Below are 11,238 nucleotides of genomic sequence, written 5' to 3'. Positions count from 1 at the left end.
GAGAATCGATCCCGCAACGCAAACCTATTCTTGCCTTTGTCAAGAGGGGTTTTTATAGTGCGCGCTTGACTTCGCCCCTCGGCTTACCGGGTGGCTTGCTTTACGCGAAGGATGATCATGGCCCGCGTTACCGTTGAAGATTGCGTTCAAAGGGTTCCCAATCGGTTTGAACTGGTGATGCTCGCCGCCCAGCGCGCGCGGGATATTTCCAGCGGCATGCCGATTTCCGTCGAGCGCGATAATGACAAGAACCCCGTCATTGCCTTGCGTGAGATTGCCGAAGAAAAGCTGGATAACGAAGTTCTGCGGAACTCGCTGGTGCGTGGCCATCAGAAGACCTTCGAAGCCGACGAGCCGGAAGAAGAAATCGTCGATTTCATCCAGTCCGAACAGGAACTCGCCCGCAATATGGCCGTCAACGACGTGCTGGCGTCGGACGATACCGAATTGGACGAAGCCGAGGGTGACGAGCCCGTGGTTGCGGACGAAGACGCCGAAATCTAACCCCCTAAGCGGGTTTGGTTTTTTAACGGCAGTCCTGCGGGGCTGCCGTTTTTTATTGGTCACGGGAAGAATGTCAGTTGCCGCAGCAGTTTAGCGTGTCAACATAGATTGAAGAGAAGGTGGGAGGCCGCACAGCGCCGATGATCCGTCAGTACGAATTGGTTGACCGAGTTCGGGCCTATGATCCCGATGTGGACGAGGACGTGCTGAATCGCGCCTATGTGTTTGCGCTCAAAGCCCATGGGGCGCAAACCCGCGCCAATGGCGACCCCTATTTCTCTCACCCGCTTGAAGTTGCGGGCATCCTTACGAACCTTAGGCTCGATACCGCCTCCATCGTCACAGCGCTGCTGCATGACGTGATTGAGGATACGGAGGTTAAGCTCCCCGATATCGAAAAGGCCTTTGGCAAGGAAATCGGGCGGCTGGTGAATGGCGTCACCAAGCTAACGCGCATCGAGTTGCAGTCGGACCAAACGAAACAGGCGGAAAACTTCCGGAAGTTCGTGCTGGCCATGTCCGAAGATATCCGCGTGTTGCTGGTGAAGCTGGCGGACCGGCTGCACAATATGCGCACGCTGAACTTCATTCCTAAGCCGGAAAAACGCTCGCGCATCGCCGCCGAAACCTTGGAAATCTATGCGCCGCTCGCCGACCGAATCGGTATGCAGGCGATGAAAGACGAGCTTGAAGATCTCGCGTTCGCGCAGCTCAATACCGAAGCGCGCGCCTCTATCGTCAAACGGCTCGAATATTTGCGCGGCGGCGGGCAGGATCTCATTCAGAAGATCATCACCGAACTGCACGCCAAGCTGACCGAATCGGGCATCCAAGCCAAGGTGAAGGGGCGGGAGAAAGCGCCCTATTCCATCTGGCGCAAGATGCAGCATAAGAATATTGCCTTCGAGCAGCTTTCCGACATTATCGCCTTCCGCGTCGTCGTGCCGACCGCCGATAAATGTTACGAAACCCTGGGCGTGCTCCACGCGCTCTACCCCAGCGTGCCGGGGCGGTTCAAAGATTATATCTCGACCCCGAAGCCCAACGGCTATCGCTCGATCCATACCAGTGTGATCGGCCCGCAGCGCCAGCGCATCGAAGTGCAAATTCGCACCGACGCGATGGACGAGGTGGCCGAATACGGCGTGGCCGCCCATTGGCACTACAAGCGCCAAGGGTCCGATCAAGCCTTGGACGGGGCCGATAAGGCGATCATCCCGGCCCCCACGATGGGCGGGGCCAAGTCCGAAGGCGCGCAGTACCGTTGGCTGCGCGAATTGCTCGATATTCTCGAACACGCCTCCGGCCCCGAGGAGTTTTTGGAACATACCAAGCTGGAAATGTTCCAAGATCAGGTCTTCTGCTTCACGCCCAAGGGCGAGTTGATCCAACTGCCGCGCGGGGCAACCCCGGTCGATTTCGCCTATGCCGTCCATAGCCAGATCGGCGATACCTGCGTCGGGGCGAAAATCAACAGCCGTATCGTGCAGTTGCGCTCGATTTTGCAAAATGGCGACCAGGTGGAAATCATCACCTCCAAGGGGCAAACCCCTTCGGCGGATTGGGAAGATTTCGTCGTCACCGGCAAGGCGAAAGCCCGGATTCGCCGCTATGTGCGCATCCAGCGCCGCGCGCAGTATATGACCCTCGGGCGCACGGTGATCGAAAAGGAATTCCGGCACGAAGGCTATGCCTTCACCGAAAAAGCCCTGGAAGGCGTGCTAAAAACCCTGCAAGCCCCCACCATCGACGATCTCTATGCGATGGTCGGCGAGGGGCTGGTAACGGGCCGGGAAGTCATCCACACCGTCTTCCCCGGCACCAAACCGACCGCAAAAAACCCGCCCTCGCCGATTGGCAAGCCGAAGCCGCGCAAAGAGGGCGGCGGGGTGCCTCTGCGCGGCCTCATTCCCGGTATGGCGGTTCATTATGCGCGCTGCTGCCACCCGCTGCCCGGCGACCGCATCGTCGGCATCGTCACCACCGGCAAGGGCGTGACCGTCCACACCATCGACTGCGTGAACCTCGAAGCCTTCTCCGACACGCCCGAGCGCTGGATCGATGTATCGTGGGAAACCGATACCGCTATGCCGGAGCACCATATCGGTCGGCTGCATATGATCGCCTCCAACGAGCCCGGCACTATCGGTACGCTCGGCACCGTCATCGGCAAGAACCAGGGGAATATCACCAACCTGAAGTTTATCGCCCGTTCGACCGATTTCTTCGAGATCTTGGTCGATGTGGAAGTGACCGACGTGCGCCACCTGACGAATATCATCGCGGCGCTGCGGGCAACACCTGCTATTAACTCGGTGGATCGGTCGCGGGGGTAGGTTTAGCGGATTTCGTTTAAGAGTAAAGGGGGGCAGGGTGTTAGGAGAGTCTGTGTAACGGAAGGTTCATACGGTGGTGAAGCACGCGCAGAATTTCCGTCGTACCATCCCGCCGACGATAGATAATGAAATGGCTTTCTATGGCGAGGACGCGGCACCCTGGTAGAAGGTCATCCCTAGCCCGGCTCGTCGGTGTCATTGGGTTATCGCCGAGCTGCTGGAAGGCTTCCACAAAGGTCGCGGCATATTTACGCGCCTGTTCTTCGCCCCATTGCCGGGCTGTATACTCGGATATCTCGACCAAATCCGCATCTGCGAGCCGGGTAAGGCGAAACCGCATAGATCAATCCTGCCGGGGCTGGCGTGCCTGTAGGATGCCCTGGGCGAATATCTCATCAATGCTTCGGGACGAGAAAATACCGGCATCCGCTTCGTCCACGCCGCTTTGCACGACCGCACGCAACGCTCCGGCTTCTAGTTCGATCAATTGCGCCTGTAGCGCCGCATTCAGAACGCTATCCACATCCTGTCCGGTCAGGGCTTGCAGCCGCGCCAGCCGCTCAGCGGTGGAGTCTTGTATGTCGATGCGCTGCGTCATAGGGCCAAGTGTAATTACAAGCGGCGACCCTGTCTATCTGAAGCCGCGAGCCCTACCCCTTCACCGTCTCGCACCAGAACTTCGCCTTTTCCGCAACGAAGCGGTTAAGCCCCAGTGTCGGCGCGCACGAACCGCATTCGGCGATCATGCGGGCGGCGACGGCGGCGATGTCGGAGGGGAGCGCGTCGGGCAGTTCGCGGACGGGGCGGAAGCTCGCGGTTGCGTGATCGAAGGCCGAAAGCTCGCCCGAGGTGAGATCGAAGTACCAACCGTGCAGGCGCAAGGTTCCGGCGGCGACGGGCTCCCTAATCCACGGAAAACTCAGCAGGTTCGACAGCGACACCAGCACGGCGGCCTGTTCCAGCGTCCGCCGGGCTTCATCGGGCGGCAGGGTGGCGAGCAGGGGCTCTACCGCGTCGAAAGCGGGCAGGGCGATTTTCACCCAGTCGGAGAGAAATTCGTAGGCGCTGTCTTCCTGGGCTTCCCCGGCTTTCACCGCCGCCCGCTGGCCCTGTGCCCGGTCGCGCAGATGCCGCAGACCGCCGCAAAGGGCGTGGCCGAGAATAACGATATGGCCGACGCCGAGCCCCTTCACGCCGAATTCCAGCGCGGCGGAGGTGCCGTGATAGTGCCGGTCGGCCTCGCGCGGCGGCACGATGGCGGCGACGTTGCGGATGACGAAGAGATCGCCCGGCTCGGTCCGCGTCACGATGGCAGGATCGACGCGCGCATCGGAGCAGGCGACGATCATCACTTCCGGCGATTGGCCCTTATGGCTGAGGTCGGCGTAAAGCTCGCGGTCGCGCTCGAAATAGTCGCGGCGGAACTCCTTGAAGCCTGTCACAAGCCGGGTGAGCACCTTATCGCGGAGGTATTTTTGCACTGCATCATTCATAGGGTGGCAGATTTCAGCGAATCGGGCGCGGGGTCAAGGGGCAGCATACGGAAACCCCTGGACACGCCCGCCATCCGCCGTTAGGGTCCGCGCCCCTTTGGCACTCCCTTGGAGAAAGGCAGCGATTATGGCAGCGGGCGGGCTAGATTTCGGAACCTCCAACTCGGCCTTGGCGATTGTGCGCAACGGCAAAGCCGACCTGCTGCCGCTGGAGCCGGGCGCGCGTACCATTCCCAGCGCGCTGTTTTTCCAGTCGGAAGATAAAACGGTGGAAATCGGCAGCGCCGCCATGAGCGCCTATCTGGATGGCGAGCCGGGGCGGCTGATGCGCTCGCTGAAATCGGCGCTCGGCACCAAGCTGATTGAGGAAGAGACGGTCGCGCTGGGGCGGCGCTGGCGCTTTACCGATATTATCGCGCTCTACTTGCGCACGGTGAAAACGCGGGCGGAAGAAGCCTTGGGCGAAGAAATCACCCAACTCGTCCACGGTCGCCCGGTGCATTTCGTCAATGGCGATGAGACCGCCGACCGGGAAGCGCAGAATGTGCTGGAAGATATCGCCCAGCACGTCGGCTTTCGGGAGGTGGTGTTTCAGTACGAACCGATTGCGGCGGCGCTGGCCTTCGAGCGGCAGATTGAGCGGGAAACCCTGGTGCTCGTGGCCGATATCGGCGGGGGTACGTCCGATTTCTCGATCATTCGCGCCCGCCCCAACCGTGCTTCGGACGAGGATCAGGCCGAGGATATTCTGGCGAATGGCGGCTTGCGCTTGGGCGGGACCGATCTTGATCGCTTCCTGTCGCTCGCCGAAGTCATGCCGCTGCTGGGCTATCAGCAACCTTTGCTGCGCAACGATCTGACGCCGCCGAACTGGATCTATACCAAGCTCGCCACCTGGGCGGAGATTGCCTTTCTCTACGATCCCGCGCTGAACCGGGAGGTCGTGCGGATGGGGGCCGAAGCGCGCGATACAAAGCCGCTCAATCGCCTGCATCGGGTTCTGGAGCAGCGCGACGGGCACCGGCTGGCCGCTTCGGTGGAAGCCGCGAAGATCGCCCTATCGGGCCAAGCTGATTATACGATGCCGCTGTTCTATCTGGAAGAAGCGCTTAACCTGATGTTGAAAGTCGAGGCGCTGGAAGCGGCCCTGGCCGGGGCGGGGCGGCAGTTGACGGCAGAGGTTCACGCTTGCCTGAAAGCTGCACGGGTCGCACCGGGCGACATCGACGCGGTCATTCTCACGGGGGGCTCGTCGCTGATGCCCTTGGTGCAGCGCGCGATTGCGGCGGCGGTGCCGGATGCGCGGCTAACGCCGTTTGATGCGTTTGGCGGTGTCGCGTCGGGTCTCGCCTGGCAGGCCGAGCGACTCTTTAACGCGGGGTAACATCGAAAAGGGCTTCCAAAACACATAAGGATATATTTATATGTCCCTATGACGGATTTAGAGCCTCTCGACCTGCTTCTGGAACGCTTGCGCGCGGCGGCGGAAGAAACACGCCTGCGCCTTTTGGTGCTGTGCGCCGATTCGGAACTGACGGTGAGCGATCTCACCGCGATTCTGGGGCAAAGCCAGCCGCGTGTCTCGCGTCATTTGAAGGTTCTGTGCGATGCTGGACTGCTGGAGCGGTTCCGCGAGGGCTCCTGGGCCTTCTTCCGCCTTAGTCAGCGCGGGCTCGGGGCGACGCTCGCGCGCGGGTTGGTCGAGCGCCTGTCGCTGCAAGATGCGCAAATCCAGCTCGATCTGGGGCGGTTGCACACGGTGAAGCAGGCGCGGGCGGAATGCGCCGCGCGGTATTTCGATGAGAATGCCGCCGACTGGGACCGTATCCGCACCTTGCATGTCGCGGACAACGAGGTTGAAGCGGCGGTGCTCGGGCGGCTCGGGGATGGGCCGTTCGGCGATATTCTGGATATTGGCACGGGCACCGGGCGGCTGCTGGAACTTCTCGCCCCGAAAGCCGAACGCGCTATCGGCCTTGATCTCTCCCGCGAAATGCTGGCGCTGGCGCGGGCCAATCTCGATAAGGCCGGGCTCAAGAATTGCTCGGTTCGGCAGGGCGATCTTTATGCGCTCCCGTTTCCGGCGCAGAGTTTTGATGCGGTCACGCTGCATCAGGTTTTGCATTATCTTGAAGATCCGGCGGGCGCGGTTGCGGAAGCTGCCCGCGTCCTGCGCCCCGGTGGGCGGCTCGTCATCGTTGATTTCGCCCCGCATGACCTTGAAGAACTGCGCGACCGCCACGCCCATCGCCGTTTAGGCTTTCCCCAAAGCGATATCGATACCTGGTGCGAGGCGGCAGGGCTTGAGGCGGATGGCTCGCAAGTTCTGCCGGGCAAACCCCTTACCGTCATTCTCTGGTCGGCCCGCCACGTGGGGGCCGCACCCATCCGTTCTTCTGCTGTGGAGTTATCCCGATGAGCGACGCTCTCGCCATTTCCTTCGAGTTTTTTCCGCCGAAAACCCCGGAGATGGAAGCCTCGCTCTGGTCGGCGGTGGAAAAGCTCGCGCCGCTTAATCCCAGCTTCGTCTCCGTCACCTATGGCGCGGGCGGCTCGACGCGCGAACGGACCCATGCCACCGTGCGGCGCCTGCGCCAGGAAACCAAGCTTGAGCCCGCAGCGCATCTCACCTGCGTGGCGGCGACGCGCGAGGAGATCGATGCGATTGCCCGCGACTATTGGGACTCGGGGGTCCGCCATATCGTTGCCTTGCGCGGCGACACGCCAACGGGCGGCGCGTATGAGCCCACCCCCGGCGGTTATGGCTATTCGACCGATCTCGTCGCCGGGCTAAAGCGCATCGCGCCGTTTGAAATTTCGGTTGCGGCCTATCCCGAAGGCCATCCTGAATCGCCGTCGCTGGACGCGGATCTCGATGTGTTGAAGCGCAAGGTGGACGCCGGGGCGACGCGGGCGATCACGCAATATTTCTTTGATACCGACCTGTTTGTGCGCTTCTTGGAGCGTGCCCGCAACGCCGGGATTTCCATTCCCATCGTGCCGGGCATTCTGCCGGTAACGAACGTGGCGCAGGTGTTGAAATTCTCCAAAGCCTGCGGAACCTCGGTCCCGCAATGGTTGGCGGATACTTTCGACGGGCTCGATGCTGACCCCGAAACGCGCAAGCTGGTCGCGGCCTCGGTCGCGGCGGAACAGGTCTTGAAGCTCAAGGCCGAAGGCATTTCCGACTTTCACTTCTACACGCTGAACCGGGCCGAATTGACCCTCGCCTTGTGCCGTCGCCTCGGCGTTCGTGCCCCCGCTGCCGCCTAAGCTATTGCTGGAGAGAGATGCGCCATGAGTGATTTTCTGACCGCCCTCAAACAGCGGGTTCTGCTTTGCGACGGCGGCACCGGCGCGCTGGTGCAGGCGATGGATTTGGACGTGGACCGCGATTATCTGGGGCAGGAAAACTGCACCGAGATTCTGAATAAGTCGCGCCCCGATATCGTCCGCGAAATTCACGGCAATTACTATGGGGCCGGGTCGGACGTGGTCCAGACCAACAGCTTCGGCGGCTCGCCGATCACGCTGGCGGAGTTCGGCTTGCAGGATGAAGCCTTCGAGCTGAACCGCCTCGCGGGCCAGCACGCGAATGAGACGCGCGAGCAGTTCAAGGCCGATGGACGCCAGCGTTTCATCCTGGGGTCCATCGGGCCGGGCACGCGCCTGCCCAGCCTCGGGCATATCGATTATCAGAGCCTTGAGGATTCGTTCTACATTCAGGCGGCGGGCCTGATTGCGGGCGGTGTGGATTCCATCCTTATCGAAACTTGCCAGGACCCGCTTCAGATCAAAGCCGCCGTCAATGGCACCAAGCGCGCCCGCAAAGAGGCCGGAAAATCCATCGGTTTGATGGTTCAGGTGACGGTCGAAACTACCGGCACGCTGCTGGTGGGGGCCGATATTTCGGCGGCGGCGACGGTCATTCATTCGCTCGATGTGGATGTTATGGGGCTCAACTGCGCTACCGGTCCGCAGGAAATGGCCGAGCATGTAAAATGGTTGGGCGAAAGCTGGCCGGGGCTGATTTCGGTGCAGCCAAATGCGGGCTTGCCGGAACTGGTGGACGGTAAAACCCATTACCCGCTGAGCCCGCAGGAACTGGCGACCTGGCTCGAACGCTTCATCCGCGAAGACGGCATCAATATGGTCGGCGGCTGCTGCGGCACGCGCCCGGACCATATTCGCGCGCTCGATCAAATGCTGCGCCGGCTCGATACGCAAACCGGCAACTCCCTGGGCCGTCCGGTGCCGGTGGAACGCAAGCCCGAATGGGTGCCTTCCGTCGCCTCGCTTTATACGGCGGTGCCGTTGCGCCAGGAAAACGCCTATCTCTCCATCGGCGAGCGCTGCAACGCCAATGGCTCGAAGAAATTCCGCGAGTTGCAAGAAGCGGGCGATTGGGACGGCTGCGTTGCGATGGCGCGCGAGCAAGTTAAAGAAGGCTCGCATACGCTCGACCTCTGCACAGCCTTCGTTGGGCGCGACGAGATCGACGATATGACCCAGGCCGTCACGCGCATGCGCGGTTCGGTCAATGCGCCGCTGGTGATCGATTCCACCGAACTACCCGTCTTGGAAGCCGCGCTGAAGCTGTATGGCGGCAAGGCGATTCTGAACTCGATCAACTTTGAAGACGGCGAAGTGCCCGCCGATAAGCGCATGGAACTCGCCAAACGCTTCGGGTCGGCGGTAATCGCGCTGACCATCGACGAAGAGGGCATGGCGAAAGACGTTGATCGCAAGCTTGAAATCGCCCATCGGCTCTATGATTTCGCGGTGAACCGTTACGGTTTGCCCGCGTCGGATCTAATGTTCGATCCGCTGACTTTTACCATTTGCACCGGCAATGAGGACGACCGTAAGCTCGGCCTGTGGACGCTGGAGGCTATCGAGCGGATTTCCAAGGAATTGCCCGAGTGCCAGATCGTCCTGGGCCTGTCGAACATCTCCTTCGGGCTCAATCCTGCCGCGCGTCACGTGCTGAACTCGGTGTTCCTGGATCATGCCGTGCGGCGCGGGATGACGGGCGCGATTGTGCATCTGTCGAAAATCACGCCGCTGCATAAGATTCCCGAAGAAGAAGTGAAGGTTGCCGAAGATCTGATCTTCGACCGTCGCCGCGAGGGCTATGACCCGCTCCAGGTCTTCCTTGGTCTGTTTGAAGGCCGACAAGCCGCCGCGAAAGTCGTGCGCAAGCGCGCGGAGAGCGTTGAAGAGCGCCTGAAAGATCGGATTGTCGACGGCGACCGTTTGGGGCTTGAAGACGAGCTGACCGAGGCGATGAAAACCCATCCGCCGCTCACCATCATCAACAGCTTCCTGCTCGACGGCATGAAAGTGGTGGGCGAGCTGTTCGGTGCGGGCAAAATGCAGCTTCCCTTCGTGCTGCAATCCGCCGAAACCATGAAAACGGCGGTCGCTTTTCTCGAACCCTTTATGGAAAAGATCGAGGGCCAGGAGAAAGGCACTATCGTTCTCGCGACCGTGAAGGGCGATGTGCATGATATCGGCAAGAATCTGGTTGATATTATCCTCACCAATAACGGTTACCGGGTGGTGAACCTCGGCATTAAACAGCCGATTGCAAGCATTCTGACGGCAGCGAAAGAGCATAAGGCCGATGCCATCGGCATGTCGGGCCTGTTGGTGAAATCGACGGTTATCATGAAGGATAATCTCGAAGAGTTGCGCCGGGAGGGGATCGACGTGCCGGTGCTGCTCGGCGGCGCGGCGCTGACGCGCAAATTCGTTGAAGAGGATTGCGTTACCGCCTATGGCGGCCAGCGCGTCGCCTATGCCCGCGATGCCTTCGATGGGCTCTCGCTGATGGATAAGGTCGTCGGCGGCAGTTTCGATACCTATGTCGCCGATACGCAGGAAAAGCGCGCGAGCCGCCCGACCCATACCAAGCGCATTCTCGGGCAAGCCGCCAATGCCGAACGCCGCCCGGTCGATGCCGAAGAAATCCGCCTGCGCCGCCAGGAGCTTCACCGCGACGTGACGCCGCCGGTGCCGCCCTTCTGGGGGCCGCGCGTGCTGGCCCGGGTGCCGGTGCCGACGCTGGTGCCCTATTTGAACGAAACCATGCTGTTTCAGTTCCAATGGGGTTTCCGCAAAATGGGTAAATCCCTGGACGAGTTCAAAGCCTGGGCCGCCCAGGAAGTGAAGCCGATCCTAAAGCGCATGCTCGACCTCTGCCAGACCGACGATATTCTGTTGCCCCAAGCCGTCTACGGCTATTGGAAATGCGCGGGCGATGGCAATGATGTGGTGCTGTTCGAGGAAGACGGCACAACGGAAGTCGGGCGTTTCACCCTGCCGCGCCAAGCGGGCGACCAGGGCCTGTGCATCGCCGATTTCTTCCGCGATCTTCACGATCCGCAGCGCGACGTGATCGGCCTCCAGGTCGTGACGATGGGGCAGAAGGTGGCAGATGTGGCGCGCGATTGGTTCGCCGAAAACCGCTATCAGGATTACCTCTATCTGCATGGGCTCGGCGTCGAAATGGCCGAAGCGATGGCCGAATACGTCCATAAGCGCATTCGCGGCGAGCTTGGTTTTGCCGCCGAGGATGATCGGGACATTGAGAAAATGCTAAAGCAGGGCTATCGCGGTAGCCGTTATTCCTTCGGTTATCCCGCCTGTCCCAATCTTGCGGATCAACATTTGTTGATGAAACTCTTGGGCGGCGAGCAGATTGGCGTGAACCTATCGGACGAAGATCAACTTCATCCCGAACAGTCAACCTCTGCCATTGTCGTACTACACCCGCAGGCAAAGTATTTCTCGGTTTAGCTTTGGGCCTTGCCTGTGGAGGGGGGAGACGGGTATAACCCGCTCGCTATTTAAGTCTGAAGAAGGGCGGGCCGCAGGTCGCGGGCCGCCCTTTCAGTCGCTCA

Annotated in this window: 9 protein-coding genes; 6 read left to right on the top strand and 3 right to left on the bottom strand. The window is 60.8% G+C overall.

Features of this window, described 5'->3' with window-relative positions:
* The first annotated feature begins 117 nt into the window (after positions 1-117).
* Complete coding sequence (gene rpoZ, locus ACIQ36_RS02480) at positions 118-504, top strand: DNA-directed RNA polymerase subunit omega (RefSeq protein ID WP_395825340.1); 387 nt, start codon at positions 118-120, stop codon at positions 502-504.
* A gap of 140 nt (positions 505-644) precedes the next feature.
* Complete coding sequence (locus tag ACIQ36_RS02475; RefSeq protein ID WP_395825337.1) at positions 645-2,840, top strand: RelA/SpoT family protein; 2,196 nt, start codon at positions 645-647, stop codon at positions 2,838-2,840.
* Positions 2,841-2,880: 40 nt separating this feature from the next.
* Here the strand turns inward: ACIQ36_RS02475 and ACIQ36_RS02470 are convergent, their stop codons facing one another.
* From ACIQ36_RS02470 to ACIQ36_RS02460, 3 genes are read right to left on the bottom strand one after another with little or no spacing between them, the layout of a single operon-like run.
* Positions 2,881-3,180, bottom strand: coding sequence for a type II toxin-antitoxin system RelE/ParE family toxin (locus ACIQ36_RS02470; RefSeq protein ID WP_395825334.1), 300 nt, complete (start codon positions 3,178-3,180; stop codon positions 2,881-2,883).
* A 3-nt stretch (positions 3,181-3,183) separates the two neighbouring features.
* Positions 3,184-3,438 (bottom strand): hypothetical protein, encoded by a 255-nt coding sequence (locus ACIQ36_RS02465; protein WP_395825331.1) that lies wholly within the window; start codon positions 3,436-3,438, stop codon positions 3,184-3,186.
* Between the two features lie 52 nt (positions 3,439-3,490).
* Complete coding sequence (locus ACIQ36_RS02460) at positions 3,491-4,321, bottom strand: carbonic anhydrase (RefSeq protein ID WP_395825327.1); 831 nt, start codon at positions 4,319-4,321, stop codon at positions 3,491-3,493.
* A gap of 139 nt (positions 4,322-4,460) precedes the next feature.
* On the opposite strand from ACIQ36_RS02460, the gene ACIQ36_RS02455 reads away from it, so the two are divergent.
* The 4 genes from ACIQ36_RS02455 to metH are packed head-to-tail and all read left to right on the top strand — an operon-like array spanning position 4,461 to position 11,134.
* Entirely contained in the window at positions 4,461-5,717 is a 1,257-nt protein-coding gene (locus tag ACIQ36_RS02455; protein WP_395825323.1) for an Hsp70 family protein, read from the top strand.
* Between the two features lie 48 nt (positions 5,718-5,765).
* The gene (locus tag ACIQ36_RS02450) at positions 5,766-6,752 is read left to right on the top strand and encodes an ArsR/SmtB family transcription factor (protein ID WP_395825320.1); all 987 of its coding nucleotides are present in this window, start codon (positions 5,766-5,768) and stop codon (positions 6,750-6,752) included.
* Positions 6,749-7,606: a methylenetetrahydrofolate reductase [NAD(P)H] gene (metF, locus tag ACIQ36_RS02445; RefSeq protein WP_395825317.1), complete on the top strand. Its 858-nt coding sequence runs from the start codon at positions 6,749-6,751 to the stop codon at positions 7,604-7,606. Before ACIQ36_RS02450 ends, metF begins: the two co-directional genes overlap by 4 nt.
* Before the next feature lie 24 nt (positions 7,607-7,630).
* On the top strand, positions 7,631-11,134 hold the full coding sequence (metH, locus tag ACIQ36_RS02440; protein WP_395825315.1) for a methionine synthase: 3,504 nt from the start codon (positions 7,631-7,633) through the stop codon (positions 11,132-11,134).
* Positions 11,135-11,238 lie beyond the last annotated feature (104 nt).

Origin of the sequence: Elstera sp., assembly GCF_044372965.1 — a bacterium.
In the GTDB taxonomy this organism is placed as follows: domain Bacteria; phylum Pseudomonadota; class Alphaproteobacteria; order Elsterales; family Elsteraceae; genus Elstera.
Note: the sequence above shows the minus strand (reverse complement) of the source record. Positions and strands in the feature narration are given on the sequence as shown.

Coding starts and splice junctions, on each gene's coding strand:
- rpoZ (WP_395825340.1), top strand. CDS start 118: ATGGCCCGCGTTACCGTTGAAGATTGCGTTCAAAGGGTTCCCAATCGG.
- ACIQ36_RS02475 (WP_395825337.1), top strand. CDS start 645: ATGATCCGTCAGTACGAATTGGTTGACCGAGTTCGGGCCTATGATCCC.
- ACIQ36_RS02470 (WP_395825334.1), bottom strand. CDS start 3,180: ATGCGGTTTCGCCTTACCCGGCTCGCAGATGCGGATTTGGTCGAGATA.
- ACIQ36_RS02465 (WP_395825331.1), bottom strand. CDS start 3,438: ATGACGCAGCGCATCGACATACAAGACTCCACCGCTGAGCGGCTGGCG.
- ACIQ36_RS02455 (WP_395825323.1), top strand. CDS start 4,461: ATGGCAGCGGGCGGGCTAGATTTCGGAACCTCCAACTCGGCCTTGGCG.
- ACIQ36_RS02450 (WP_395825320.1), top strand. CDS start 5,766: ATGACGGATTTAGAGCCTCTCGACCTGCTTCTGGAACGCTTGCGCGCG.
- metF (WP_395825317.1), top strand. CDS start 6,749: ATGAGCGACGCTCTCGCCATTTCCTTCGAGTTTTTTCCGCCGAAAACC.
- metH (WP_395825315.1), top strand. CDS start 7,631: ATGAGTGATTTTCTGACCGCCCTCAAACAGCGGGTTCTGCTTTGCGAC.